This is a genomic window from Streptomyces sp. NPDC058307 (assembly GCF_042880295.1).
In the GTDB taxonomy this organism is placed as follows: Bacteria; Actinomycetota; Actinomycetes; order Streptomycetales; family Streptomycetaceae; genus Streptomyces.
This window is the reverse complement of sequence record NZ_JBHVYZ010000005.1, coordinates 117,498-143,612: the sequence shown is the minus strand read 5'-3', so window position 1 is coordinate 143,612 and position 26,115 is coordinate 117,498. Positions and strand designations below refer to the sequence as shown.

Sequence of the window (26,115 nt, the reverse complement as noted above, 5' to 3'; positions counted from 1 at the left end):
TCAGGTCTGCGCGACCTTCAGGTCCGCCGGTGCGGTGGCGACCGGGGACGAGCGGGGAACGAGGACACGCACGATGTAGAGGCCCGCGACGGCCGACAGCCCCATGCAGCCGGTGATCACCCACAGCAGCAGGCTGGGGCTCCGGTCGAGCAGCGCGGGCGTGACGAACGCGACGCCCGCGAAGACCCCGCGCGAGACGGCGTAGGTCATCCCCTGCGTGGTACCACGGGTCTCCGCGGGCAGCGTCAGTTGCGACCACACCTTGTAGTTGGCCTCGCCCGCGAAGGGATAGGACAGCTGGTAGAGGATGTAGAAGACGAGGAAGCCGACGATGACGCCCACGGTCAGCGAGGCGATGGCGAAGGCCGCGATCTGCACGACCGTGGCGACGTAGAACATCCGGTCGCGCCGCGGGCCGTCGGCGATCTTGACGAAGGCGAGCGTCAGCACCAGACCGATGGGGAGACAGGCGAGGTTGATGCCGGTCGCCACGCTCTGCGAGGCACCGCTGACGGTGACCAGCAGATACGTCGTGAACTGGCCCATGGTGTTGGCGCCCAGACCCCAGGTGACGTAGAAGGCGAAGGTCGCGAGCATCGGCACCAGCGCGGCCCGGGTCCAGACGTTCTTCAGCGCGACACCCTGCTGCTCGCCCGGGACCTGGTCCTGCTCCGGATTCGGCCCGGTGGCCAGTTCCAGCCGGGAGCGCAGATGCCAGGTGACCAGGGCGGCGACCGCCAGATGGCCGGTGATGAGGCGGGCCCCGAGCATGCCGGTGTCCGACAGGGCGAAGCCGACGAAGACCACGACGATGATGCCCAGCATCCACATGACCTGCGTGAAGGCGATGAGCCGCCCCCGGGCGTAATCGGGGGCCGCGTCCGAGACCACGGCCAGGGACGTCGGCAGGTCGGCACCGGCCGCGAGACCGGCGAGCAGGACACCCACCAGCAGGGTGATGTCGTCGGGCGCCAGCGTGATGACGATCGCCCCGACGGCGTAACAGAGGATGTCCAGGTTGTAGAGGCGGCGTCGGCCGAAGACGTCGGCGAGACGACCGCCGACCAGGGAGCCGACCGCGATGCAGATGGTGACGATCGCGCTGATCGCACCGGCCATCCACACGCCCATGTCGTAGGCGTCGCGGTAGATGGCCAGGTTGACACCGATGCTGACGATGAGTGCGGCATCGAGGTAGGACGCCATGCCGGAGAGGGTCGCGACCTTCCACAGGCGCTTCTCGATGGGCGGTTCCGGCTGGTTCGGGGCAGGCGAGGTTCGGGCCATGATGCGGCTCCGTCTGGGGAGAGAGGGTCCGAGCGGAGGGGGACGTCGCTGTTCTCGGCCGATGTCCAGCGACTATAGGAGGGTAAAAACGTTCCAACAAGACGTCATGCGGCCATCCGTGGAAACGACCTGACGGCCCCGCAGCTCTGGTGGGGGCCGTGGGGGTGTCCTACGGTGAGGCTGACGTAAAACGTTTTTGATCCGTGAGAGTGTCCGGGCCGTAGTCGGAAGGACCCATCCGTGATCTCTCCAGCCCTGCGACAGCTGTTCGACAATCCGCCCCGGGACTTCGGCCCCACCCCGCTGTGGTGGTGGTCCGGCGCGAAGGTCACCCGTGACCGCCTGGCCTGGCAGCTGCGCCGGTTCGCGGACGGCGGCGTCCACAACCTCGTGGTGATCAACCTGGCACCGGCCGGCCCGACCTTCGGCGCCCGCACCGACGACCCCGTGTGGTTCGGCGAGGAGTGGTGGGCCCGCTTCCAGGAGGCCTGCGAGATCGCCGGGGACCTGGGCACGCGCCTGTGGTTCTACGACCAGATCGGCTTCTCCGGCGCCAACGTCCAGGGCGGCATCACCCGCCGGCACCCCGAGGCGGCGGGCCGCGCCCTGCGCTCGCGCCGGGCGGTCGTCACCGGCGGCACGGTCACGCTGGGGGGCACGGAGACACTGCTGGGCGCGTACGACAGCACCGGTGCACGCCTGCCGGTCCACCGTCCGGCATCAGGGCGGCCCGGCCCCGCCGGCCATGCAGGACCGCCACGGATCGAGGCCCCCGACGGCACCGAGGTGCGCCTGGTCCTCGCCGTCCCCACGGCCTTCGACTACCTGAACCCCGCGGCCGTCGCTCTCCTGTTCGACGCCATCCATCACGAATACGACCGCCGCGTACCCGACCACCTGGGCAACGTCATCGCCGGCAGCTTCCAGGACGAGCTGCCCGCCACCAACTCCTGGACCGGCCGCTTCCCCGAGGAGTTCCGCTCCCGGCGCGGCTACGACCTCCTCGACCACCTCCCCGCCCTCTTCACGGGGGACGACTCCGAGCGGGCAGGGCGGATCCGCGCCGACTACTACGCCGTCCGCGCCGAACTCACCGAAGAGGCCCTCTTCCGTCCCCTGGCCGCCTGGCACGAGGAGCGCGGCCTGCTCCTGGGCTGCGACCAGAGCCACCCCGCCCGCTCCGGCTTCCCGGCCCAGTCGACACAGCTCTACACGGACTACTTCCGCACCCACCGCTGGTACAGCGCCGCCGGCAGCGACCATCACGGCGACGCCAAGGTCCACTCCTCCATGGCCCACCTCTACGGCCACGAGCGCGTCTGGATCGAGTCGTTCCACTCCTCCGGCTGGGGCGGCACCCTGGAGGAGACCTACGACTGGCTGCTGCCGTTCCTGCGCAGCGGGGCCAACTTCTACAACCCGCACGCCAGTTACTTCGGCACCGCGGGCGGCTGGTTCGAGTGGGCGCCGCCGTCCACCGACTGGCGCCAGCCCTACTGGCGGCAGTACCCCGCCTTCTCGCGGGCCGTCGCCCGGATCTGCTCGATCCTGTCGTGGGGCACCTACAGCGCCGACGTCGCGGTTCTGCACCCCACAGCCACCATGCAGTCCCTCATCCCCCTCGACGCTCCCGTCCAGCACTTCGGCGACGGCCGCCTCGGCGAGGCCCACGCCGACGTCGACGAGACCCAGCGCCACTACCTGGAGCTGTGCGGCACCAACAACTGGCTCAGGCCCGCCGTGGGCGCCCTCGACCGCCACGGGATCTCCTTCGACGTCATCGACGACGCCTCGATCCAGGGCGCCAAGGCCGGCGACGGGGCCCTGCGGATCAGGGACCTGGCGTACACCACCGTCCTGCTGCCCTCGGCGAGCGTCCTGGAGCACGAGACGGCCCGCCGACTGGCCGAACTCCTCGACACCGGAGGACGGGTCGTGGTCGTCGGCCGCCCTCCGGCACGGGCGGCCGGACTCGCCGGTGACGACTCCGTCGTGGCCGCGCTGCTGGACCATCCCCGCCTGGAGCGGGTGACCGACGCCGAGGCCGGTGCGGCGGCGGTGGCCGACCACGCCGGATACGCGACGGGCCAGGTGCCGCTGCTCGTCAGGAGGAAGGGCGACGCGGCGGTCGCGCTGGTCACCGGGGCGTTCCCCGACGCCCGGACGCATCCGCCCGGGGACCACCACGAGATCGACCCCGGACGCTACGCCCGCACCTCCTCGGTCACCGTGCGGGCCCCGGTGGCCGAGGCCGAGATCTGGAACCCGGCGACCGGCACCCGCCGCCCGGGACGCGTCACCGTCACCGACGGCGTCTCGACCATCGAGGTCCCGCTGGAGGGCGCACCCGCCGCCCTCGTCGTATGGCGCGAAGGCCCTCCGGCGGACGCCGTACCCCCGCCGCCCACGGGGCCGACGGAGTCCGTCGACCTGTCCACCGGCTGGGAGGGCCGTCTCGTACCCACCATGGACAACACCTGGGGCGACCTGGCCCTGCCCGCCGGATCCCCCCTCGCCGAACCGCAGATCTGGACCATGCGGTGGACCGAGACGGAAGCCTCCTGGGAGCCGGTACGGGCCACCTACGGCAACCGCGTCCGCGTCCTGGCGCCCGTGCCCCCAGCGCAGGCGCCGACGCCTCTGGACAGTGCCGCCGTCGAGCAAGTCCTGTCCGGAGAACGTGAGTTGGCTTCCGCGGACTGGGATGTCTCGCTGTACTCGTCGAGCCGTGGCATCCCGGACCCCGACGGTCTGCTCGGCAACAAGGGCCTGGTGCCGGAGGAGTTCGTGCGGGTGCCGGTGCCCGTGAGCGGGACGGTTGCCCGGGTCAGGGCCGTCGTGGAGACCGACCACCGCGGGCCCGCCGACCTGCATGTCGGCGCGGCGGCGGCCAAACGCGTGTGGTGGAACGGCACTCTGCTGGAGAGCGGCGGCGGCTATCTGTCGTCGGCCCGGGTGGAGGTCGGACGGGCCCGCAACGTGCTGGAGTACGAGCTGTCCGACGCCCAGGACCGGCCGCAAACCATCTCGGGCGCCGCCGACACCCCGCTGGGCAGCTACTTCTGCCTGTCCCGCCCGGACGGGTTCGCGTCACGCCCGCTGTTCATGCGCCTGCCCGACGGCGTACGACCGGACGGCAGCGTGAGCTACCGCGGCCGGATCACCGCCCCGGACCGGGCAGCGACGGCGGTCCTCGTCGTGGGCGCCGCGGTGGGCGTGACCGTCCTCGTCGACGGAGCCGTCGTGGCACGGCAGGAGAAGGTCGAGTACTACGAGTCCGACTGGGGCGCGGTACCCGCGTTCTTCCGGCACGAACTGACGCTGGACGGCGGCGATCACGTGCTCGACCTGGTGGCCGACAGCGTCGACGCGCGGGACGGGATCTACGTCGACCTCGTGGCGGACACGAACGCCCTGGTCAGTGGCCCCGGTTGGGAAGCCCGGACGGGGGAGTGGCACGGGCGGACCGTCGAACACAAGGGCCGCTGGGGGGAGTTGCAGCACTGCGGCGCCGCGGTACGACCCCACCCGCTGCCCGGGGCCGAGTGGCTGGCCGGCGCCCCCGTGCTCGGCTTCGCCGTACTGCCGCTGCGGTCCACCGACGATCTCCGGGAGGCCGAACAGCGCTTCCGGTTCACCGTGCCGGCGGGGACCGTGTCACTCGACCTGCCCCTGGAGCTTCCCTCGCGGGTGAGCATCGACGGGGGCCCCGAACTGTCCCTGCAGGGCGATGAGTTGATGCTGGACCGGCCACTCGACAAGGCGGCCGAGTGCGAAGTCGTCACCGCCCCCACGGCCGTGCTGCGCGGTGGCTCCGCCTGGCGGGGGCCGGTACGGGTACGCACGGTACCGGCACCCCTGCCGCTGGGGGACTGGGGCGAACTGGGGCTGGGCGGCTGGAGCGGGGGTGTGACCTACGCCCGGACGTTGGAGGTGCCGGCCGGGCCGGACCCGGTGCTGGATCTGGGTCGGGTGCGCGGCAGCGTCGAGGTGTGCGTCGACGGCGAACCCGTCGGCGAGGCGTTCTGCGCGCCGTACCGCTTCGAACTGCGCGGCACCGCCGGGCGTACCGTCCGCCTCGAGGTGACCGTCCACAACACCCTGGCCCCGTACCTGGCCGAGGCCACGCCGACCGCCTGGGCCTTCCCCTCCCAGCTTCCCTCGGGACTGCTGGGACCGGTGCGGCTAGAAAGGCGCGTCTGAGGAAGTCCGGGTGGAGTCCCGCAGGACCAGTCCCGGCGCGAACACCCTTGCCTCGTGGGCGTGTTCCGCGCGGGCCTCCACCTCGTCCAGGAGCATCTCGACGGCCGCCCGGCCGAGTTCCTCGACCGGCTGGCGGACCGTCGTCAGGGTCGTGCCCACGAAGCTCGCGATGTCCAGGTCGCCGTAGCCGACCACCTGCACGTCCTCCGGGACCTTCACACCGCGCTCGCCCAGCGCCCGGCACAGGCCCGCCGCGAGGAAGTCGTTGGTGCAGAACACGCCGTCGGGCAGCTCGTCGAGGCCATGGGCTATCTCGCTGCCGTACGCGACCGTCATCTCCTCGGCGACGACCTGGCCGAGGCGGGCATCGCGCCGGGTGCGCACGGCCTGACGGGCGCCCTGGTAGCGGTCGGCGCACTGACGGATCGTGCGCTCACCGTTGACGACGAGGATGTCGCGCGCCCCGCGGTCCAAGAGGTGCTGCACGGCGATGCGGCCGCCGGCGATGTCGTCCACCGAGACCGAACAGCCCTCCTGGGCGGGAATCGCACGGTCCGCCAGCACCAGCGGGATACCGCGCTCGCGCAGCCGCGACAGCCGCGTGGGATCGGCGCTGAGCGGGACCACCACCGCGCCGACCGCCCGCTGTTCGACGAGCATGGTGAAGTAGCCCTGCTCCCGCTCCGGCGCGTCCCCGCTGTCGCACAGGACGAGGGAGTAGCCGTGTTCGTACGCCGCGTCGGCGGCGCCACGTGCGATGCGCGAGTAGAAGGAGTTGGCCACGTCCGGCAGCACCAGGCCGATCGACGACGAGTGTCCGGTGCGCAGACCGGCGGCTCCCGGATGGGGAACGTAGTCGAGTGCGGCGACCGCGACGCGGACCCGCTCGGCGGTGCGCGCGTTGACCCGCTCGGGTCGGTTCAGGACGTTGGACACCGTGGAGACCGAGACCCCGGCGGCGGCCGCGACGTCCTGGATGCGGGCGGGGCGAACCGACATGGCGTCCACCCCTTCGCTGCTCCCCATGGGCGACGCAAGTCTACTCCGGTCGTGAGTAAAACGTTTTCCGCCCCAGAGGCAGAGGAGCGGGGCGCATCGAAAATCCGGTGGACCTGCACACCGTTCACCCCTCGGTCACGCGGAAACCGAAGGGAGTGGTCATGGCCGCACCGGACGGGACGCTGCTGCCGCAAATCCTGTGAAGAAACAGGTGGATTGAGTGACCGTCTGGCGCCGCTGGTGAAGACGGACACCGGCACATGCCATGAGCTGCGGTCGGCTGAGTGGCCGTGTTCATGACCGGCGTGCTTCCATCCGGTGTCCCCCCTCCTCGAGGATTGCTCATGCGAAAGGAACCGCGCGCCATGAACGTCACCCCCCACATCGAGGCCGCCGAGCTCACCGACGCCGACCTGGACACCGTCTCCGGTGGCGTCACCGCCGCGGCCACTGCCGGTCTCCACCTGCGCGTGGCGCACCTCGAGGTCTGCGCCGACGCCGGCGCCCTCGTCTCCGCCGAGGGTGTCGCGGTCGGCGTCAAGGCCCACGCCGGCGTGAACTGACCGCACACCCGCCACGGGCCCCGGATCGGCCGATCCGGGGCCCGTTGTGGTCCGGCGAGACTCCGTCCGTCTCGAAGCCGAGCCCCGGCCGGACGGTCGGTGCCATGCTGGCAGCCTCGGAGCGTTTCAGGAGGCCCTCATGCACGAGCAGCCGTCCCTTCTCGCCGCCCTGGTGTCCGCCCTGCGGACCGGTTCGATCGAAGTCGTCAATCTCACCTCGCCCTTGTCGTCGTCCACACCGGTGATCCAACTGCCGCCGGAGTTCGGCCAGACGGCGATCTTCGAGCTGGAGGAGATCAGCCGGTACGACGACCGTGGACCGGCCTGGTACTGGAACAACTTCCGCAGCGGGGAGCACACCGGCACCCACTTCGACGCCCCGAACCACTGGGTCACCGGAAAGGACCTCGCCGACGTGGCGTCCGTACCGCCGCAGCGGCTGATCGCCCCGGCCGCCGTACTGGACTTCACCGCCGCGGCGGCCAAGGACCCCGACTTCCTCGTGGAGGTGGACCACGTCAAGGCCTGGGAGGAGCACAACGGACCACTGTCGGAAGGGGGTTGGCTGTTCCTGCGCACCGGCTGGGACGCCCGTTCGCACTCCCAGGAGGACTTCCTCAACGCCGACGAGAACGGCCCGCACACTCCGGGTCTGTCCCCCGACTGCGCCCGCTGGGTGGCCGAGGAGTCGCCGGTGATCGGCCTCGGTGTGGAGACGGTCGGCACGGACGCCGGGCGCGGGCACACCTTCGACCTCGCATTCCCCTGTCACTCCTACCTGATGGGCAGTGACAAGTACGGCCTGACCCAGCTCCAGAACCTCGCAGCGCTGCCCGCCACCGGCAGCGTCGTCGTCGCGGGGCCGCTGCCCATCGTCGCGGGCTCCGGCTCGCCCGCGCGCGTGCTGGCGCTGGTGGAGCGGTCATGAAGGTCGCGGAGGCCGTCGGTCGGGCCCTGTACGCGGCCGGGGTCGAGCAGGTCTTCGGCGTGGTGGGATCCGGGAACTTCCATCTGACCAACGCGATGGTCGCGGCCGGCGCCCGCTTCGTCGCCGCCCGCCACGAGGGCGGTGCGGCGACGATGGCCGACGCGTACGCGCGCGTGAGCGGCACGGTGGCCGCGGTCAGCGTCCACCAGGGGCCCGGGCTCACCAACGCGATGACGGGGATAGCCGAGGCGGCCAAGAGCCGTACACCGCTGGTGGTGCTGGCGGCCGAGGTGACCAGGCCGACCTCCAACTTCTACGTCGACCAGGACGCGCTGGGCGCGGCGGTGGGCGCGCTGCCGCTGCGGATCACCTCGGCCGAGGACGCCGTGGCACAGGCGTGTGAGTCGGTGCGGCGGGCCCTGCACGAGCGGCGCACCGTGCTCCTCAACCTCCCTCTGGAAGTCCAGGCGTCGGACTCCCCCGAGGGTGCCCTCGCTCAGGCGGCACCACCGCCGCCACGACCGGCGGTCGAACCGGCCGCATCCGAAGTGGCGGCGCTGGCGCGGGTGTTGGAGCAGGCCCGGCGGCCGGTCTTCGTGGCCGGGCGCGGCGCACGCTCGCCCGCCGCCCGGGACGCCCTCGAAGCCCTCGCCGAGCGCTGCGGCGCGCTGCTGGCGACCTCGGCCGTGGCGCGCGGCCTGTTCCACGACAACCCCTGGTCACTCGACGTGTCCGGAGGCTTCGCCTCGCCGCTGGCGGTCGAACTCATCGGCGGCGCCGACGTGATCGTCGGCTGGGGCTGCGCACTGAACATGTGGACCATGCGGCACGGCGCCCTCATCGGCGCCGACACGACCGTGGTGCAGGTCGACGACCCCTCGGCACTGGGCGCGCACCGGGAGCTGCATCTCGGGGTCACCGGCGATGTCGAACTCACCGCGCGGCACGTCCTCGCGGCCTCCCGCGGCAAACGGCAGGGCCTGCGGACCCCTGACATCGCCGCGGCCGTCGCCGCTCGCGTGCGCTGGCGTGACGTGCCGTACGAGGACACCAGCACCCGCGACCGGATCGACCCCCGCACCCTCAGCATCGCCCTCGACGACGTCCTCCCGGCGCAGCGGGTGATCGGCGTCGACTCCGGCAACTTCATGGGCCACCCGAGCATGTTCCTGTCCGTGCCCGACCAGGACGGCTTCTGCTTCACCCAGGCCTACCAGTCGATCGGCCTCGGCCTCGCCACCGCGATCGGCGCGGCCCTCGCCCGTCCGGACCGGCTGCCGGTGGCCGCGCTCGGCGACGGCGGCGCGCTGATGGGCGCCGCCGAGCTGGACACCGTACGGCGGCTCGGGCTCCCCATGGTCGTCGTGGTCTACAACGACGACGCCTACGGAGCGGAGGTGCACCACTTCGGCCCCGCCGGACACCCGCTCCACACGGTGGAGTTCCCGCCGACGGACATCGCGGCCGTGGCCCGCGGCTACGGCTTCGAGGCGGTGACCGTGCGCACGCGCACGGATCTGAAGGCCGTGGAGGACTGGGTCGCCGGCCCACGATCCGCCCCGCTGCTCATCGACGCCAAGGTGGTGCGGGACCGCGGGGCGTGGTGGCTGGAGGAGGCGTTCCGCGGACACTGAGGGCCCTTGTGACCGATCCCCGGAAAAAGCAGGAGCGGGATCGCCCTCTCCGTGCCAGCCTGGCCGACCGGACGACTGGACGACTGGACGACCCAGGGGAGCACCGATGACCGCAGGACCGCGCCTCACCCCGCTGCTCGACCAGTTCGACTGGTCCTGCGAGCGCCTGGCCGCGCGCCTCGCAGGGCCGGTCATGGACAGCGGCGACGGCTCACGGACCCCGGTCGGGGCGATGACCGACGAGGAGTACCTCTGGGAGCCGGTGCCCAACTGCTGGTCGGTCCGGCGGCGCGCGGACGGACCCGGGGCGCGGGCGACCTTCCTGGCCGGGACCGGCGACTGGGGCAGGGACGCCGCGCCCTACCCGCACCCCGTTCCGCCGCCGTTCACGACCCTCGCGTGGCGGCTGAGTCATCTCAGCGAGATGCTCCTGCTGCGCGCCGACCACACGACGGGCACCCACACCCTCACCCGGGACGACTACCGCGTCAGCGGCACCGCCGCCGACGCGATCGCCGCCTTCGACTCGGCCGTCGACGCCTGGCGCACGACGCTGCGCACCACCGACGACACCGACCTCGACACCGTCGGCCGCTCCACCTACCCGCACGGCAGCGACCCCGAGGAACCCTTCGGGGACATCGTGTGGTGGGTCAACCAGGAAGTCCTGCACCACGGCGCCGAGATCGCCCTGCTGCGCGACCTGTACCGGGAACGACGGCACTGACCGGCCCGTCCGGACCGCCGGGTCAGACCGCGGGCGCCGGATAGGTCGGGTACTCCACTCCGGTCACGTGCTGTACGACCCGGACCACCTGGCAGGAGTAGCCGAACTCGTTGTCGTACCAGAGGTAGAGGATCGCGTTGTCCCCGTCGACCTTGGTGGCACCGGCGTCGACGATCGAGGAGTGGCGCGAGCCGATGAAGTCGCTGGAGACCGCGTCGGGGGCCGTCGTGAAGTCGATCTGGCGCTTGAGCGGGGAGGTCAGCGAGACGTCCCGCAGGTGGTCGAGGACCTCCTCGCGGGTGGTCTCACGGCCCAGGCGCAGGCTCAGGATCGCGATGGAGACGTCCGGCACCGGCACCCGGATCGAACTGCCGGTGATCGGTGCCTTGAGGTCGGGCAGCGCCTTGGCCACGGCGGAGGCGGCGCCCGTCTCGGTGATGACCATGTTGAGCGGCGCGGAACGGCCCCGGCGGTCCGCCTTGTGGTAGTTGTCCAGCAGGTTCTGGTCGTTGGTGAACGAGTGGACCGTCTCCACATGGCCGCGCAGCACGCCGTACTCGTCGGCCATCGCCTTCAGCGGCGGCACGATCGCGTTGGTCGTGCACGACGCGCAGGACAGGATCTGCTCGTCCGGCTTGATCGTGTCGTGGTTGACGCCGTGCACGATGTTGGGGACGTCGCCCTTGCCCGGTGCGGTCAGCACGACCTTGTCGATGCCGGGGCGCAGGTGCTGCGAGAGGCCCTCGCGGTCACGCCACTTGCCGGTGTTGTCGATGAGGATCGCGTTCTTGATGCCGTACGCCGTGTAGTCGACCTCGGACGGGTCGTTCGCGTAGATCACCTTGATGGTGTTGCCGTTGGCGATGATCGCGCTCTCGGCCTCGTCGACGGTGATCGTGCCCTGGAACTGGCCGTGGATGGAGTCCCGGCGCAGCAGCGAGGCCCGCTTGATGATGTCCTGGTCGCCGCCTCCGCGTACGACGATCGCGCGCAGCCGGAGGCCGTTGCCGGAGCCCGCCTTCTCGATCAGCAGCCGGGCCACCAGGCGGCCGATCCGGCCGAAGCCGTAGAGGACGACGTCCCGCGGCTCACGGCGGTCGATCTTGTTGCCGCCCGTCGCGCCGGCCACGGCCTCGGCGGTGAACTCGGCCACCGACAGGCCGCGGTCGTCGGCCTGGTAGATCTCGGCCAGCCGGCCGATGTCGATCTGCGAGGGACCGAGGTCCAGCGTGGTGAGGGCCTGGACGAAGGGCAGGGTGTCGGTGACGGAGAGCTCCTCGCCGGCGATCTGCCGGGCGAACCGGTGGGTCTTGAGGATGCTGACCACCGACTTGTTCACCAGGGAACGGCTGTGCAGGAGAACCGTTACATCACGCTCCCGGTGCAGCCTCCCGATCATCGGGATCATCGATTCCGCGATCTCCTCGCGGTTCTTCCAGTCGGTGAACGAGTCGTCCTTGACAGTCACAGAATTCTCTTTCGAGCTAGGCGGCGCTCATATGCTAAACCCCCTGACGCGGTGATCGATCGTCGGGGTGTCACGGTTCACTGGCCCAGCAGCCGCGGCCGTGTGGCGTCCGGAACCGGCCGCAGCAGCGAGGGGTGCGCGTCGGCCACCCGTTCCCTCGCGAACGCGGCCACGATCCGGCGGGCCAGCAGGGGATCGGCCGGCAGCGTGTGCGCGGCGAACCAGCGGGCGGGCGCCGGGTCGGGGGAGGGCTCGACGAACTCCGCGCCCGCGTAGTCGTCCAGTGGCGGGTCGTAGATGTAGCCGCAGACCACGTCGTGCCGCACGAGCCGCCGTACGAGGGCGTCGCGGTCGTGGACCAGGAGCGGCACCCGGAAGAGGGGCAGAGGGCCGTCGTGGGCCGTCCGGTCGCGCAGTGCCGGTGAGGCCCAGGGCGTGCCAGCCAGCAGGGCGACCCCGGCCCTGCGCCGGGCCAGGTCCTCGTCGAGCCGGGCCATCCGCAGGCCCAGCCGGCCGCGGACCAGCGAGCCGTGCCGGGAGCGGTAGCCGCGCAGATCGACACGGACCCACCGCTCGTAGGCGGTCAGGCTCGGTGCCTCCCGGGCGGAGGTGGCGAGCCGCGGTGCGTGCAGCTCCATCCGGAACGCGTCGCGCTCCATCAGCCCGAGGCGCTCCATGGTCCGCCACACCGGGCGCACCAGATGGAGCGAACGGACGGCGGACCGGGCCAGCGGGCGCAGGGTGGTGGTCAGGTCCTCACGCAGCCGGCCGGGGGTCAGCAGGTCGTCCCGCAGCAGCTCCAGCTCCCGGCGGGTGCGCGCGTCCTCGACGGCGAGAAAGCCGCCCGCCATCCCGGCCACGTGCTTGGACAGGCTGAACGCCGCCGCCCTGCCGAAGGTCCCGACCGGCTGCCCGTCCACATGGCTGGCGATCGCGTGCGCGGCGTCCTCGAACAGCGGGATCCCCAACTGCTCGCAGCGGCGCCGCAGTTCGAGGACCCGGTCGGGCACGCCGTACCGGTTGGTGGTCAGGACCGCGTCCACGTTGCGCCAGGTCGACTCCGGCACGACGGCCGGGTCGATGTTGCCGTCCCACACGGACACGGGCGCCTGCACGGGGCGCAGCCCGGCCGCGAGGACCACGAACAGGATCACGTCGTCGTTCACCGGTGACATCAGCACCCGCGGGCCCGGCCGGCACCAGCGCCTGAGCGCCAGGTACAGGGCCAGTCGGGCCGAGGGTGTGTGGACGCATTCGCGTCCCAGTCGCCGGGTCATCGTCGCGGCCAGCCGCGAGCCGTACGGCATCGGCACCCCTTGTGTCGATGGGCCAGGAAAGGGCCGTGGAGGAGAACAACACGCCCGGACGTCGAGTCGGCAGCCTCAGCTCGCCAGCGGGCCCGCGCGGTCGGAGTCCGAGCGGTGCCCGGATGTCCGCAGGGTGCCGACCGTCTTCAGGAGGCGGTCGGCGGGCTCGCGCAGGGCCGGGTGGGCGTTGACCGTGTTGCGCAGACCCCGCACCGGCCGACGCCACAGACGGTGGGCCGTCGCGACTGGATGGGGACGGGTGGCGAATCCTTCCGCCACGCGCAGCTCACGGGTCTTGAGCCAGTCCTTCCACTCCTTGTCGCCGCGCCCCATGTCCATGAGCCGGGCCCCGCGCCGGCCCGCCGCCTCCGCCATCCGCAGGTGCATGATCAGGCCGGGGGAGTAGTAGCGCAGCTCGGGGTCGTACGCGGTGAACCAGGGGGCGAACACCGTGCGCGAGGTCGGCCCGAAGTGGGCGGCCACCGGCCGGTCACCGGCGTACACCACCGACAGGACCCCGGTGAAGTGCTCCTCGCGGACCTGGAAGAGGTCCTCCACGAGGTGCACGATCCACGGTCGCGCGAACCGGTCCATCCGGCCCGTCCTGCGGTACTGGGCCGACTTCCACCGCATCAGCGTGCGCAGCGCGTCCGGGTCCCGCTCGTCGAACACGAACCGCAGCTCGCCGAGGTCGCGGGTGAGCCGGCGTTCCTTCTTCAGGGTCGTCTTGGCGAGCCCCGGGTACGCGCCGCGCAGCCACTCGGGGTAACTGTCGCTGCCGACCTTCAGGTCGATCACCGGGGAGGCGAACTTCCCGGTGACGTAGGGGGCGAAGGGCTGCTGCTCCTCGACGAGATGGTCGAACTCGAACACCGAGAGCCGGCACGCCTTCAGCAGTGCCGGGGTGTCCCAGGTGACCCCGGGGCGGTGCACGAGGCCCTGGCAGTCGGACAGCCCGAGCCCGATGGCCCGCCCGACGCCGAAGGAGCCCCGTTCGTACGGGAGGAAGCCCACGGCCTCGCCGTGCTGGTGCAGGATGGCCACCCGGGCGCCGCCGCGGTGTCTGCCGATCCCGGCCGCGAACTCCGGTGCCAGGAACGGGTTGGCGTATTCGGGCGACTCGTCCATCGCCCGGTGCCAGGCCGTGCGGAGCGAGGCGGCGAGTTCTTCGGGTCTGTGGATCGTTATGTCCGTATCACTGCTCATGGATCGCATGGGCGACCGTTCCCCCCAGTTTCCCCCCACGACGCGGCGTCCGCGTCCCGCCGATCGAAGCGTCGGCAAGGATCAAACGTCGCCAAACAGTACGCATGCTGTCAAGGGTGCCAGCCGTAACGGAAGAGTGCGGAATCGGATGCGCCTGGTTCCCGCCGCCGGTCACGACAGCAGCCGTCGTTCCTTGGCGACGGCCACCGCGCCCGCCCGGGTCTCGACGCCCAACTTGCCGTAGATCCGTCCCAGATGGGTCTTCACCGTCGCCTCGCTGATGAACAGGGTCCGGGCGATCTCCCGGTTGCCGAGGCCACGGGCGAGTTGCGCGAGGATCTCGTGCTCGCGGGCGGACAGGGCCGGACGCGGGCTGCGCAGCCGGGTCAGCAGCCGGTCGGCCACCGGGGCGGACAGCGCGCTGCGGCCCGACGCCGCGTCACGGATGGCCGAGAACAGCTCCTCGGGCTGTTCCGCCTTGAGGAGATAGCCGGTGGCGCCCGCCTCGATGGCCCGGGTGATGTCGGCGTCGGTGTCGAACATGGTGAGCACCAGGACGCGGGGGCCGTTCCCGGACGGTGCGGCCAACCGCCGGATGGCCGTCACCCCGTCCATGCCGCCGTCCAGTTGGAGATCCATCAGTACGACGTCGGGGTTCAGGTGGGCCGCCATGGCGAGCGCCTCCTCGCCGGTCGCGGCCTCCCCGACCACGTCGATGCCCTCCGCGCTGGAGAGCAGGGCGCGCAGCCCGGCGCGTACGACGGCATGGTCGTCGCAGATCAGGAGCCGGACGGGGGAGGCTGGCGACAACGTACTCACAGGGCAGGCTCCTTGACGACGAGCGGGACGGCGGCCGACACCACGGTGCCCTCTCCCGGCGTGGACTCCACGGTGAGCGTGCCGCCGGCCTGCCGGGCCCGGATCCGCATGGCGGGAAGCCCGTGCCCACGCGTAGTCGACCGGAACGCAGCCGGTTCGGCGGTCTGCTCGAACCCCCGCCCGTTGTCGGCGATGTCCAGCGAGACCTGGTCCTCCAGCCACGTCAGCGTGAGCGCGGCCCGGGTCGCCGCCGCATGCTCCCGTGCGTTGGCCAGCGCGCCCTGGGCGATCCGCAGCAGCGCCGCCGCGACCCGCTCCGGCAGCGGCCCCTGTTCCCCGTCGAGCCGGAACTCCACGGCCAGCCCCGGGCCGCTCGCACGCCGGGCCAGCTCGCCGAGGGCCTGCGTGAGCGAAGCCTCCGCCAGGTCGGCCGGGGCCAGGTCGTGCACGAACCGGCGGGCCTCGGCGATGCTGCGCGAGGTGATCTCCGCCGCCGCCGTGACGTGCTCCCGAGCCGCGCCCTGGTCGGTCCCCCACACCCGCTCGGCGGCCTGGAGCAGCATCCGCTGGCTGGACAGCTCCTGCGCGAGGGTGTCGTGGATCTCCGCGGACAGCCGCTGCCGCTCCGCGAGGACACCGGCCCGCCGCTCGGTGGCGGCGAGTTCGTGCCGAGTGCGCACCAGGTCCTCGATCAGTACGCGCTGCCGGGCGCCCTGCCGTTGCAGGTGCACGAGTACGGCGGTGGCGACCGCAGCGACGGCCGGCGGGGCCACGACCATGTTCGGGTTGAGCGGCCCGTCGGCCACCCGTATCTCCGAGAGCACGACCAGCGCGGTGAGCACGGCCGCCGCCGGTACCGCGATCCTCGGCGGCAACGCGTGCAGTCCGGCGAACAGCAGCGGCATCACACACCAGGTGGCGCTCGGCGCGAGCGCGAGCAGGACGGCCCACACGGCGGTGACCGAGCTCAGCCACGCCAGATGACGCCGGGTGGGCGGCAGTCCCGGGAGGGGCGGCGGGGCCACCAGATGCCCGAGGACGTACAGCACACAGAAGAAGGCAAACAGCGCCACCACCCAGCCGGTGCGCGCGCCGCCCTGGTCGCGGCTCAGGAAGCGGACGAACGACGAGCCGAGCAGCACGAAGAACGCGCCGTGCACGACCGCGCCCAGCCAGCGCTCGTCCGGATCGGTGTGGTTCATGCTCCGTGTCTAACGTGCCGGACGCCGGACCGCATCAGCCGATCGGCTGACATGGCGGTCGCCCGAACTTCCCCGGGGCAGGAGCCTGTTGGCCGATCCGGACCGTCGACCGCCGCCCCGAGGCTTGGCAGCAGAGCGAAGACCTGCGAAAGGCCTCACGATGCCCGCCAAGAACCTCACCGCCAACCGTGCCGCCCTCGGCCACCGCGTCGGCTACGCCCTGCGCCACCCCGACCGCGTTCCCCGCCATGTGGCCCGCGCCGCCCGCGACCTGTGGCTGCGCCGCCGGCACCCGGACCACATCTCCTACTACCGGGCCGTGATGCGCTCGGACACCCGCACCGACCCGGACGCGGCCGTCGGCAGCCGCAGCCGGGAACGCTGGCTGGCGCTCGGCGCTATGCAGTTCGACTACCTGCTCGGCCACGGGCTGCGCCCCGAACACCGCATGCTGGAGATCGGCTGCGGCAACCTGCGCGGCGGCTGGCGCTTCATCCGCCATCTGGAGCCCGGCCACTACTACGGCATCGACATCTCGCCCGACATCCTCTTCGCCGCGCAGGACACGATCACCGAGATGTCCCTCCAGAAGCGGCTGCCGAACCTGACCCCGGTCCGCGACCTGACGCTGGGCTTCCTGCCGGACGCCCACTTCGACGTCGTCCACGCGCACAGCGTCTTCTCGCACTCGCCGCTGCAGGTGATCGAGGAGTGCCTGGCCCACGTCGGCCGGGTCCTCGCTCCGGGCGGCTGGTTCGACTTCACCTTCGACCGCACCGAGGGCGAGGAACACCATGTGCTCCGGGAGGACTTCTACTACCGCGTCGAGACGCTCGTGGCCCTGGCCGAGAAGCACGGCCTGCACGCCCGCTTCATGGACGACTGGGAGGAACTCCCGCACGGCCAGTCCAAGATCCGGGTGACACACGGGGACGCGATCCGGTGAGGGCCGAGGGAATGTCCTCCTGGCCGGTGTCGCAGTTGAACCAACAGGCCCTCACGTGCATCCGCTGCGCGTCGGGGACGATGGCGCGCGCTGCGTCGGCACGCATCGGATGCGGTGGGGCGCAGGGCGCTACATGCGCGGGCGGCGCAGAGCGGTCTTCCTCAGTTGCTTATGCCTCATGGTGACCTGGTGGTGGTGCCGTAGCCGGGCATGCGGGTGTCATCGGAGCCGGGGCGGGGGGTCAGGGTGTCCGCAGTGTCGCTGCGGCCTTGTACGTGCGCAGCACCGGGGCCGTTTCGATGTGCGTTATCGCTTCCCGCGTCAGACGCCGCGTCAGGTACGTGTGGAGCGCCTCCGCGTCCCGGCACAGCGCGTGGGCGACCAGGTTCGTCGGTCCGGTCGTCGCCGCGACCACCGCCAGTTCCTCGTGGCCCGCCAGCGCGGTCGCCACCGTGTCCAGGTGCGCGGGCGAAATCTGCATCCACAACAGCGCCGACACTGTGACGCCCATCAGTGCAGGGTCCACGTCCACGTCGAAGAACAGCGCGCCCCGCGCCCGCAGTTCGGCAAGTCTGCGGGCTGCCGTCGACGCCGTCGTGCCGGCCGCCGCCGCCAGATCCGCGTAGCTGATCCGTGCGTCCTCGCGCATTGCGCCCAGCAACACCCGGTCCGCGTCGGTCAACACGTACGGCTCTTCCTCGGGGGCGGCGGTGCGCCCTCTCGTACCGACTGGATCCTGTTCGGCGCGCAGCCGGTCCTGCTGGCACTGGTCCAGCACGTTCACCCGCCCCCGCCACGCGGTCGGGCCGCCGAGGTAAGTGTGCAGCAGGTAGTGCGCGGAGACGGAGGTGATTCCGGCGGTGCGGGGGATGTCGCGCAGCAGCAACGCGTGCGCGTCCGGACCGGACGGCGGTGTGTGGATGATGGCCACGATCTCCGTGCCGCCGGATGTCAGCCGCACCCACGAGGTGTCCGGCCGGCGCGCGAGCGCCACGGCGATGTCGTGCGCGCTGCGCGTCGCGGCCGTCAGCCGCACAAACCATTGGTGCACGCCCGCGCTGCGCGGCGTTGGCAGCGCTACCACTCGCATCCCGGCCTGCGAGTACAGGCGTCGGTAGCGCCGGACGATGGTTTGCGTTGAGGAGCCGAGCACCTCGGCGATGAGCGTGAACGGCGCCCGCGCGTTCACCTGCAGGGCATGGATCAGGCCTAGGTCCACATCATCCAACTTGAGCATATCGAGCAAACTAGTCGATCCAAATGGAAGTAATCATCCATCGATTGCGAAAAAATGGAAGCTCACGCGGATGGGCGGGCACGGTGGTCACCGGCCTGTCGCCGTCTGTATCTGGGGGAACGTATGTCCCGCACTGTCCGCACACCCGCTCCAACCACCGACCCCGCCCTACCGCCGACCGCCTTCAACAGCGCGCCGTACCGATGGCGCTGGATCGCGCTCGCCGCGCTCCTTGCCGCCGAGGCCATGAACCTCCTCGACGCCACGATCGTCCAGGTCGCCGCCCCCGTCATGCACACCGACCTTGGCGGAGCGGACGCCACCATCCCGTGGTTCAGCGCCTCCTACACCCTTGCCTTTGCCCTCGGCCTGCTCAGCGGCGGCCGCCTCGGCGACATCCACGGCCGCAGGCGCGTCTTCTGCGCCGGGGTCATCGCGTTCGCCGTGACCTCCCTGGCGTGCGCGCTCGCTCCCACCGCCGTTGTCCTCATCACCCTGCGCGCCGTGCAGGGCGCCGCCGCGGCCGCGGTCATCCCGCAGACGTTCGGGCTGATCCGCGCCATGTTCACCGGCCCGGAACTGTCCAAGGCCCTCGGCATGATCGGTCCCGTCATGGGGCTGTCCGCCGTCGTCGGCCCCGCGCTCGGCGGCGTCCTCACCCACGCCGACCTGCTCGGCGCCTCCTGGCGCGCCGTCTTTCTCGTCAACCTTCCCCTCGCCGCCGCTGTCCTGGCGGCCACACCCTGTCTGCGCGAGGACCGCGCCCCCGTCCGCCCCCGCCTCGACCCGGCCGGCACCGCGCTGGCCATGGTGGGCACCGCCCTGCTGGTGTGCCCGCTCGCCACCGGCCACCCGGGGCCCGCCGCCTGGGCGACCGCCTCGTCCGGCGCCGCTGTCCTGACGGTGTTCGTCGCCCAGCAGCGCCGCACCGCCCGCCGCGGAAAAGCCCCGCTGATCGAACCCGCCCTGCTGCGCGGCCGCTCCTTTCCCGCCGCACTGGCCACGTCCACGCTGTTCTTCGCTGTGATGAACGGTGTCATGATCACCGTCGTCCTCCACCTGGAGCTCGGGCTCCACGAGGGGCCGCTCACCGCCGGACTCACCCTCCTGCCCTGGTCCACGGGACTGGCCGTCGCCTCGTGGGTTGCCGGAAGCCGCCTCGTCCCCCGATACGGTGACCGCGTCATGCACGCCGGCATCGCCACCCTCGCCGGCGGACTGGCCGCAGCCGCGTTCGCCTACCGCGCCGCCGCCTCCGACGCCTACCCGACGGCCCTCCCGTTCGCCCTCGCGCTGGCGGGTCTGGGCACCGGACTGTTCACGCCGCCGTTCTTCACCACCGCGCTGTCGGCCGTCGGGCCGCAGGAGACCGGATCTGCGGCGGGACTGCTCAACGCCGTCCAACAACTCGGCGGAACCCTCGGTATCGCCCTGGTCGGCGGGACCTACCTCGGCACGACCGGCGGCCCCCGCACCGCGGCCGGAAACGCGCTCGGCGCGGCCGCCGTGCTCCTGGCCGCCACCGCTGCGGCCGCCGGTGTGATGACTGGCCACACCCGACCGGCTGTTCCCGCCGACGAGGAGGCGGGCTGACGTCGTACCAGCGGAGCCGACTGCGTCGGGAGAACACCGACCTGCGCCGCACCGTGGCCCTGTACGAGGAGGCCATCCGCCAGCTGGCCCTCGAAAACGACGGCCTGCGCAGCGGCAGCACTGTCGTCCCCCTGCCCACCCGCACCGTGCCCGCCTCGCCTTGACCCGGCACAGCCTGGAGGCGCCTGTCGTGCGGACCGGGGCGGACCTGGTGAGAAGTGGCAGAGTGACGCTGAATCCTCCGATCGAGCCGATGCTCGCCGAAGCACGGTGTGCCTGGCCCCGTGACGGGACGCCGGGACCATGCCCTTACCGGTGGTGTCACAGCACTGGGCGGCATCGGTGTCCCGACGATCCTTCTGGGTCATGCCGTTCCGTTTCGGCCCGAGCGATGTCCGATGACTATCGTCCCCCTACCACGCAGCCGCCTTGATCACGTCCACTGCGATGTCCTCGACCGACCGGCCGTCGGTCGGTATACGGACCGTGCCCGCTGGAGCCCTCTCGTCCAGTTCCCGTGCGTTCCGCAGGCTCCGCTCGATGTGGGCGGTGAGCTGCGAGCCGATTTCGCGTTGGGCGAGGCGTTCCCGCACGGTCGTCTCCCCTGCCGTGAGCAGGACGCAGGTGGCTCGGACCTCGCCGCCGCCCATGGCCCGGCTGATCATCGGCGCTTCCAGGATGCTCACCGTGTTGGAGTAGACGAGGCGATGCTGGCCGAGAGCGGCGTAGTTCGACCAGACCGCCGCGGTGTTCCGTTCGGTGATGGCAGCGCGGTGAGGGTCGCCCTGTGGGGCCGGATGGATCTGGTCCATGTAGTCGCCCTCGATCAGACAGTGGGCCGTTCCCCTTCCCTGCAACGCCGCAGACACCTCCCATGCAACGGTCGTCTTTCCGACGCCCGCCCCACCACCTATAAGCAACAGTTCGTAAGCGGTCATGGTTGGGCAGCCTGACAGAGTCCGGGCCGCCTGGTCGACCGGAAACAAACGGGTTGCCGTGGAGGTCCGTGACACGGGTGCTCCCGCCATGCCAGGCCAACCAGTTGACGGTGTCGCCTCAGACGATGCGCACGTTGGTGGACCAGCAGTTCCCGGGTGGCAGTGTCTGCCCGTCATGAACGTCGCCCGCGCAGGGGGCGGTCAACGCTCTCTTGTGTGCGCGGATGTCGCGCAGGTCGGCCGACGCGATCTTCAGGAGTGTGGTGCCGTGTGTTCCTCGACGATCAGTCCCGCGGGAGCGGAAACCGATTCGATGCGGCCGTCGGAGGCGAGGGTGATGTCGAGTCGCTCTCCCGCCACGCTGAGTCCTGCAACGGTGAGGGCGCCGACGGGGAGTGGGCCTGTAGGGCGGAGGTGGAGACGGCCGGCGGGGACGTTGGGATCGAGCCCGGTCAGTGCCGTCATGAGGGCGACAGCGGATGCCGCCGACCATGCTTGTGGTCGGCAGGCGGCGGGGTAGGGCACGGGTGCGGGGGTGTCCGCGCGGGCGTCGCCGCCCCACAGTTCGGGCAGGCGGTAGTCGAAGGCCGGTGCCGCGTCGAGGATGCCCTCGATGAGGCGTGCGGCGGCTTCGTGGTGGCCGGTGCGGGCGAGGCCGGTGACGGCGATGGCGGTGTCGTGGGGCCAGACGGTTCCGCAGTGGTAGCGCAGCGGGCCGAAGCCGCCGGACTGGGACGACATGGTGCGCAGTCCGTAGGCGTCGGACATGTCCGGGGCGGCGAGCCGTGCGGCGACGGCGGCGGTCTCCTCAGCGTTGAGGATGCCGGTGGCCAGGAGGTGGCCCATGTTGCTCGTGACGGCGTCGACCGGGCGGCCCGCGCCGTCGAGCGCCATGGCCGGGTAAGGGCCGTGCTGGTCGGAGACCCAGAACCGGGTTCGGAACCGGTCGGCGAGGTCGGCCGCGAAGGTCCGCCAGCGTGCGCTGTCCGGCAGGGCGAAGGCGTCGAGCAGTGCCGCCCCGGCGAGGGCCGCCTCGTAGGCGTAGCCCTGTACTTCGGCGAGAGCGAGAGGAGCGTCGGCGAGGCGGCCGTCGGCGAACCGGGCGGCGTCGCCGGAGTCCTTCCAGCCCTGGTTGGACAGACCGGTGCCGCTGTGGTCGATGTAGGAGAGGAACCCGGCTCCGGCCCGGGCGGCGGCGTCGATCCAGTCGAGCGCCGCCTTGAGCGTGGGCAGCAGCGGTTCGATGTCGGCGGCGGGCAGGCCCCAGCGCCATGCGTCGTGGAGCAGGCAGATCCACAGGGGTGTCGCGTCGACCGTGCCGTAGTAGACCGGCGGCAGGACAAGGCCCATGCCGTCGTCGAAGACCCCGCGCCGCACCTCGTGGAGGATCTTGCCCGGTTCTTCCTCCGTCGCCGGATCGGTGCGGGTGCCCTGCTGGGCGGCCAGGGTGCGCAGGGTGCCCAGTGCGAGGTCGGTGCCCAGCGGCAGGAGCATCCGTGCGGCCCACAGGCTGTCCCGGCCGAAGAGCGTGAAGAACCACGGGACGCCCGCGCCGAGGAACGTGTCACCGGGCGATGCGGCCATGGCCATACGCAGCGACTGGAGGTCGTCCAGGCTCTGCTCGACGAGGGCGGGCAGGCGGCGGTCGTCGGCGGTGACCTCCGGACGCTGCCAGGTGGGCCGGGGGCCGGCGGCCGTGACGACCGCGGCCGTGTCAGAGACCTCGACGGCCAGGTGCAGGTCGACGTTCTCGCCCGGCTTGACCGTGAGGGTCCAGGTCAACGTGGAACGCTCCACGTCGACCACCGCGCCGGGGGCGCTCACGGTGACCGCGACGCCCTTGTCGCCCCAGCACAACACGCCGTCGCCGGACGGCAGTTCGCCTGTGGGCCCAAGAGGGGGCCGGGGCGCCAGGCCCGCCTTCGCGTGCTCCAGCGTCACAAGGTCCCCGGCGATTTCGACCCGGACGGCGAGATGCACCGGTGCCGTCGCGGTGGAGCGCACGGTCAGCCGTTCCGTGAGCCGGCCGGGGGCAACGGTGCGCCGCCGGTCGACCCGGACGGTCGGGTCGGGAACGGCGTCGCCGAGCGACCGGGCCAGGCCGACGAAACGACTGTGGCCGGGTCCGTCCGTCGCGTTCATGACCGCGACGACCGGCAGCCAGCCCCCGTCGCTGTCCGTCGCCCTGCCGCTGTCCGCGACTGCGGCACCGTCCACCGCCCCGACGTCGGGGCGCAGCGTCACGCGCAGCAGACTCACCGCGCGCACATCCGCGTGGAAGAGCCCCTGCACCGCGGCCCCGGGAGCGGAGGCGTCGAGGTCGCCGTCCGGCCCGGACAGGACGACCGTCGGGGCGGCGAGGGTGACCGAGAGGTCGTGCAGGAGCGGCTGCCGCTCGGGTGAAGTCATGGAAGCTCCGTCCGGTGCCCTCGTGTCTCGTGGGCGGTTTGTGAGGGCGGTTCGTTACTGCGCCGACTCTTGACAGGCCGGGCGCCGATCGCCACAGTAACCGATTGGAACGCTAAATTTAACGTTCAAATCAAAGCGTTACGGCGATACACCGCGGTACCACCACGGCGGATACGCTGCGGCGCAGAGAATTTATGGAGGTGGCTTCGCGATGGCGCGAGTAACACTCGAGAGCGTGGCGCGGCATGCCTCCGTGTCGATGCAGACCGTGTCCAACGTGATCAACGCTCCGCACCGGGTGCGACCGGAGACCCTGGCCCGCGTACAGGCCGCCATCAAGGAGCTCAACTACCGCCCGAACCAGGCTTCCCGGACGCTGCGGACCCGGCGTTCCCGTCTGATCGGCGCCCGCATCGAGCCACCGCGCGACGGCGTCAACGGCGCCGTCCTGGCCCACTTCCTCCAGTCGCTGACCGCCCGTACCCAGGAGGCCGGCTACCGGATCGTGGTGTTCACGGCCACCCACGACGACCACGAGTGCTCCCTGTACGAGCAGCTTCTCGACGATCACGACCTCGACGCCTTCGTCCTGCACGCCACACACGCCGGCGACAGCCGGACGGCGTGGCTGACCGAGCGCCGGGTGCCGTTCGTGACCTTCGGCCGACCTTGGGGGGCCGAACCGGATGCCCCGGAGCGGCACGGTTGGGTCGATGTCGACGGCGCGCAAGGGACCCTTGCCGCGACCCGGCACCTCATCGACTCCGGCCACCAGCGGATCGCCTTCCTCGGCTGGCCGGACGGTTTAGAAGTCGGCGACGACCGGCGCACCGGCTGGGCCTCCCTCCTCGCCGTGTCCGGAATCGACGTGCCTGTCGGCTACGACGCGGGCGTCCCCGACGGGCTCGACACCGGCCGTAAGGCCGCCGCGACGATGCTCGACCTGCCCACGCCGCCGACCGCCATCGTCTGCGCGAGCGACTCACTGGCACTTGGGGCCTGGACCGAGATCACCGCGCGTGGACTGCGTCCCGGGGTCGATGTCGCGGTGGTCGGCTTCGATGATTCCCCGACCGCGGCGGTCGTCGGCCTCAGCAGCGTGGCCCAGCCGTACGACGAGGCCGCCGCCGCCTGTCTGCGGATGCTCCAGGAACTGCTGGCCACCCCCGAACCGCCGGCCGCCCCGCCGACCCCGGTCCTGCTGCCGCCCCGGCTCGTCGTCCGGGCGAGTGGCTGAGCCGGTCCGCGGCACCCGCACCCTTTCCACCCTGCCGAACGGCGCCCTGTAGGCCGTTCCAGCGGCACCCGCGATCCCTTCACAGCCGCCAGTGCGGCGACGGGACGTGGTCCCCTCTACCACCGGCGCGTCAGGCCGGCCTGCACAAGGAGATTTATCATGAGAAATCCGCGTACCCGTTGGGCTGTTGGTGGCGTCGCGCTGCTGTCGCTCAGCCTGTCGGCCTGTGGTGGCAGCGGCTTCGACAGCGGCACCGACAGCCAGCAGTCGGCCGGCCCTGCCTCGATCAAGGTCCTCATCGCCTCCAGCGGCGACGCCGAGACGAAGGCCGTCACGGACGCGGCCAACGCGTGGGGGACGAAGTCCGGCAACAAGGCGACCGTCACCCAGGCCCAGGACATCGCCCAGCAGTTGGGTCAGGGCTTCGCCTCGAACAACCCGCCGGACGTCTTCTACGTCGACGCCGCGCGCTTCGCGACGTACGCCAGCGCGGGCAGCCTCGAACCGTACGGCGACAGCTTCGCGGGGAAGGACGACTTCTACCCCGCGCTGCGGCAGGCGTTCACCTACAAGAGCAAGCTCTACTGCATCCCCAAGGACTTCTCCACGCTCGGTCTGCAGATCAACACCACGGCATGGGCGAAGGCCGGCCTGACCGCCGCGGACTATCCCACCACCTGGCAGCAGTTGGCGTCCGTGGCGAAGAAGCTGACCACGGGCAAGCAGGTCGGACTCGCCCTGGGCGACACGCGCGACCGGATCGGTGCCTTCATGGTCCAGGCCGGCGGCTGGGTGACCAACAAGGACGCCACCAAGGTCACCGCGGACTCTCCCGAGAACCTCAAGGCCCTGAAGTTCGTCCAGTCGTTGCTCGCCGACGGCTCGGCCAAGTACCCCAAGCAGCTCGACTCCGGCTGGTCGGGTGAAGCCTTCGGCAAGCAGAAGGCCGCCATGACGATCGAGGGCAACTGGATCGCCGGCGCCATGAAGAGCGACTACCCGAGCGTCAAGTACACGACCGTCCCCCTGCCGACCGGTCCCACGGGCAAGAAGGGCACGCTCGCCTTCACCCAGTGCTGGGGCATCGCGGCCAAGAGCAAGCACAAGGCCGCTGCCCTCGACTTCGTCAAGGCGATGACAGCGAAGGACAACCAGCTGACCTTCGCCAAGGCGATCGGCGTGATGCCGTCGCGGCAGTCCGCCCAGGCCGAGTACGTAGCCCAGTTTCCGCAGGACAAGGCGTTCATCGACGGCGCCGCGTATGCCCAGGCCCCGGTGAACGTCGCGAAGATCGACCAGGTGCTCGCCGACTTCGACACCGGCCTGCAGTCCCTGCCGGGCGGCGACCCGAAGCAGATCCTCGCGCGGCTTCAGAAGAACGCGCAGGCGGTCGTAGGCCAGTAACCCGGACA

The 26,115-nt window shown here is 71.4% G+C and carries 19 protein-coding genes; 9 read left to right on the top strand and 10 right to left on the bottom strand.

Annotated features, from left to right (window positions below; all coding sequences use genetic code 11):
• Positions 1-1,287 (bottom strand): MFS transporter, encoded by a 1,287-nt coding sequence (locus ACFVYN_RS06125; protein WP_389993172.1) that lies wholly within the window; start codon positions 1,285-1,287, stop codon positions 1-3.
• 240 nt (positions 1,288-1,527) lie between these two features.
• On the opposite strand from ACFVYN_RS06125, the gene ACFVYN_RS06120 reads away from it, so the two are divergent.
• On the top strand, positions 1,528-5,490 hold the full coding sequence (locus tag ACFVYN_RS06120; protein ID WP_389993170.1) for a glycosyl hydrolase: 3,963 nt from the start codon (positions 1,528-1,530) through the stop codon (positions 5,488-5,490).
• On the opposite strand, the gene ACFVYN_RS06115 is transcribed toward ACFVYN_RS06120, so the two are convergent.
• Positions 5,473-6,498, bottom strand: a complete 1,026-nt coding sequence (locus ACFVYN_RS06115) for a LacI family DNA-binding transcriptional regulator (protein ID WP_389993366.1) — start codon at positions 6,496-6,498, stop codon at positions 5,473-5,475. The two genes, ACFVYN_RS06120 and ACFVYN_RS06115, sit on opposite strands and share 18 nt — an antisense overlap.
• A 356-nt stretch (positions 6,499-6,854) precedes the next feature.
• Between ACFVYN_RS06115 and ACFVYN_RS06110 the strand changes: the two genes are divergently transcribed.
• The 4 genes from ACFVYN_RS06110 to ACFVYN_RS06095 all read left to right on the top strand — a co-directional run bounded on the left by ACFVYN_RS06110 (position 6,855) and on the right by ACFVYN_RS06095 (position 10,341).
• A complete protein-coding gene (locus ACFVYN_RS06110; RefSeq protein ID WP_389993167.1) occupies positions 6,855-7,052 on the top strand; it encodes a hypothetical protein in 198 nt (65 codons plus the stop codon).
• A gap of 139 nt (positions 7,053-7,191) precedes the next feature.
• Positions 7,192-7,980: a cyclase family protein gene (locus tag ACFVYN_RS06105; RefSeq protein WP_389993164.1), complete on the top strand. Its 789-nt coding sequence runs from the start codon at positions 7,192-7,194 to the stop codon at positions 7,978-7,980.
• A complete protein-coding gene (locus tag ACFVYN_RS06100) occupies positions 7,977-9,614 on the top strand; it encodes a thiamine pyrophosphate-binding protein (RefSeq protein WP_389993161.1) in 1,638 nt (545 codons plus the stop codon). Before ACFVYN_RS06105 ends, ACFVYN_RS06100 begins: the two co-directional genes overlap by 4 nt.
• 106 nt (positions 9,615-9,720) lie before the next feature.
• Positions 9,721-10,341 (top strand): DinB family protein, encoded by a 621-nt coding sequence (locus ACFVYN_RS06095; RefSeq protein ID WP_389993158.1) that lies wholly within the window; start codon positions 9,721-9,723, stop codon positions 10,339-10,341.
• Between the two features lie 22 nt (positions 10,342-10,363).
• Here ACFVYN_RS06095 and ACFVYN_RS06090 read toward each other — a convergent pair whose 3' ends face one another.
• The 5 genes from ACFVYN_RS06090 to ACFVYN_RS06070 form a co-directional block, all read right to left on the bottom strand.
• Positions 10,364-11,809: a glyceraldehyde-3-phosphate dehydrogenase gene (locus tag ACFVYN_RS06090; RefSeq protein ID WP_352386389.1), complete on the bottom strand. Its 1,446-nt coding sequence runs from the start codon at positions 11,807-11,809 to the stop codon at positions 10,364-10,366.
• A gap of 77 nt (positions 11,810-11,886) precedes the next feature.
• A complete protein-coding gene (locus ACFVYN_RS06085) occupies positions 11,887-13,116 on the bottom strand; it encodes a DegT/DnrJ/EryC1/StrS family aminotransferase (protein ID WP_389993154.1) in 1,230 nt (409 codons plus the stop codon).
• 75 nt (positions 13,117-13,191) lie between these two features.
• Positions 13,192-14,331 (bottom strand): GNAT family N-acetyltransferase, encoded by a 1,140-nt coding sequence (locus ACFVYN_RS06080; RefSeq protein ID WP_389993151.1) that lies wholly within the window; start codon positions 14,329-14,331, stop codon positions 13,192-13,194.
• 162 nt (positions 14,332-14,493) lie between these two features.
• Positions 14,494-15,141: a response regulator gene (locus tag ACFVYN_RS06075; protein ID WP_389993148.1), complete on the bottom strand. Its 648-nt coding sequence runs from the start codon at positions 15,139-15,141 to the stop codon at positions 14,494-14,496.
• The gene (locus ACFVYN_RS06070) at positions 15,138-16,343 is read right to left on the bottom strand and encodes a sensor histidine kinase (RefSeq protein WP_389993146.1); all 1,206 of its coding nucleotides are present in this window, start codon (positions 16,341-16,343) and stop codon (positions 15,138-15,140) included. Before ACFVYN_RS06070 ends, ACFVYN_RS06075 begins: the two co-directional genes overlap by 4 nt.
• Positions 16,344-16,503: 160 nt before the next feature.
• Between ACFVYN_RS06070 and ACFVYN_RS06065 the strand changes: the two genes are divergently transcribed.
• Positions 16,504-17,289: a class I SAM-dependent methyltransferase gene (locus tag ACFVYN_RS06065; protein ID WP_389993143.1), complete on the top strand. Its 786-nt coding sequence runs from the start codon at positions 16,504-16,506 to the stop codon at positions 17,287-17,289.
• A gap of 241 nt (positions 17,290-17,530) precedes the next feature.
• On the opposite strand, the gene ACFVYN_RS06060 is transcribed toward ACFVYN_RS06065, so the two are convergent.
• Complete coding sequence (locus ACFVYN_RS06060) at positions 17,531-18,526, bottom strand: Lrp/AsnC family transcriptional regulator (protein WP_389993140.1); 996 nt, start codon at positions 18,524-18,526, stop codon at positions 17,531-17,533.
• A 123-nt stretch (positions 18,527-18,649) separates the two neighbouring features.
• Here ACFVYN_RS06060 and ACFVYN_RS06055 point away from each other — a divergent pair, with 123 nt between their 5' ends.
• Entirely contained in the window at positions 18,650-20,119 is a 1,470-nt protein-coding gene (locus ACFVYN_RS06055; protein WP_389993137.1) for an MFS transporter, read from the top strand.
• Between the two features lie 413 nt (positions 20,120-20,532).
• On the opposite strand, the gene ACFVYN_RS06050 is transcribed toward ACFVYN_RS06055, so the two are convergent.
• Together ACFVYN_RS06050 and ACFVYN_RS06045 are read right to left on the bottom strand one after the other, a co-directional pair.
• A complete protein-coding gene (locus ACFVYN_RS06050; protein ID WP_389993135.1) occupies positions 20,533-21,057 on the bottom strand; it encodes a hypothetical protein in 525 nt (174 codons plus the stop codon).
• Positions 21,058-21,309: 252 nt separating this feature from the next.
• Positions 21,310-23,466, bottom strand: coding sequence for a glycogen debranching N-terminal domain-containing protein (locus tag ACFVYN_RS06045; RefSeq protein WP_389993133.1), 2,157 nt, complete (start codon positions 23,464-23,466; stop codon positions 21,310-21,312).
• 211 nt (positions 23,467-23,677) lie between these two features.
• Here ACFVYN_RS06045 and ACFVYN_RS06040 point away from each other — a divergent pair, with 211 nt between their 5' ends.
• Both ACFVYN_RS06040 and ACFVYN_RS06035 read left to right on the top strand, forming a co-directional pair.
• Positions 23,678-24,703, top strand: a complete 1,026-nt coding sequence (locus tag ACFVYN_RS06040) for a LacI family DNA-binding transcriptional regulator (protein ID WP_389993130.1) — start codon at positions 23,678-23,680, stop codon at positions 24,701-24,703.
• Positions 24,704-24,862: 159 nt separating this feature from the next.
• Complete coding sequence (locus ACFVYN_RS06035; RefSeq protein ID WP_389993127.1) at positions 24,863-26,107, top strand: extracellular solute-binding protein; 1,245 nt, start codon at positions 24,863-24,865, stop codon at positions 26,105-26,107.
• Positions 26,108-26,115: the final 8 nt, after the last annotated feature.

Bases quoted from the DNA above. Each gene is read 5' to 3' on its own strand.
- ACFVYN_RS06125 (WP_389993172.1), bottom strand. From the start codon at position 1,287: ATGGCCCGAACCTCGCCTGCCCCGAACCAGCCGGAACCGCCCATCGAG.
- ACFVYN_RS06110 (WP_389993167.1), top strand. From the start codon at position 6,855: ATGAACGTCACCCCCCACATCGAGGCCGCCGAGCTCACCGACGCCGAC.
- ACFVYN_RS06105 (WP_389993164.1), top strand. From the start codon at position 7,192: ATGCACGAGCAGCCGTCCCTTCTCGCCGCCCTGGTGTCCGCCCTGCGG.
- ACFVYN_RS06100 (WP_389993161.1), top strand. From the start codon at position 7,977: ATGAAGGTCGCGGAGGCCGTCGGTCGGGCCCTGTACGCGGCCGGGGTC.
- ACFVYN_RS06095 (WP_389993158.1), top strand. From the start codon at position 9,721: ATGACCGCAGGACCGCGCCTCACCCCGCTGCTCGACCAGTTCGACTGG.
- ACFVYN_RS06085 (WP_389993154.1), bottom strand. From the start codon at position 13,116: ATGCCGTACGGCTCGCGGCTGGCCGCGACGATGACCCGGCGACTGGGA.
- ACFVYN_RS06080 (WP_389993151.1), bottom strand. From the start codon at position 14,331: ATGCGATCCATGAGCAGTGATACGGACATAACGATCCACAGACCCGAA.
- ACFVYN_RS06070 (WP_389993146.1), bottom strand. From the start codon at position 16,343: ATGAACCACACCGATCCGGACGAGCGCTGGCTGGGCGCGGTCGTGCAC.
- ACFVYN_RS06065 (WP_389993143.1), top strand. From the start codon at position 16,504: ATGCCCGCCAAGAACCTCACCGCCAACCGTGCCGCCCTCGGCCACCGC.
- ACFVYN_RS06060 (WP_389993140.1), bottom strand. From the start codon at position 18,526: ATGCTCAAGTTGGATGATGTGGACCTAGGCCTGATCCATGCCCTGCAG.
- ACFVYN_RS06055 (WP_389993137.1), top strand. From the start codon at position 18,650: ATGTCCCGCACTGTCCGCACACCCGCTCCAACCACCGACCCCGCCCTA.
- ACFVYN_RS06050 (WP_389993135.1), bottom strand. From the start codon at position 21,057: ATGACCGCTTACGAACTGTTGCTTATAGGTGGTGGGGCGGGCGTCGGA.
- ACFVYN_RS06045 (WP_389993133.1), bottom strand. From the start codon at position 23,466: ATGACTTCACCCGAGCGGCAGCCGCTCCTGCACGACCTCTCGGTCACC.
- ACFVYN_RS06040 (WP_389993130.1), top strand. From the start codon at position 23,678: ATGGCGCGAGTAACACTCGAGAGCGTGGCGCGGCATGCCTCCGTGTCG.
- ACFVYN_RS06035 (WP_389993127.1), top strand. From the start codon at position 24,863: ATGAGAAATCCGCGTACCCGTTGGGCTGTTGGTGGCGTCGCGCTGCTG.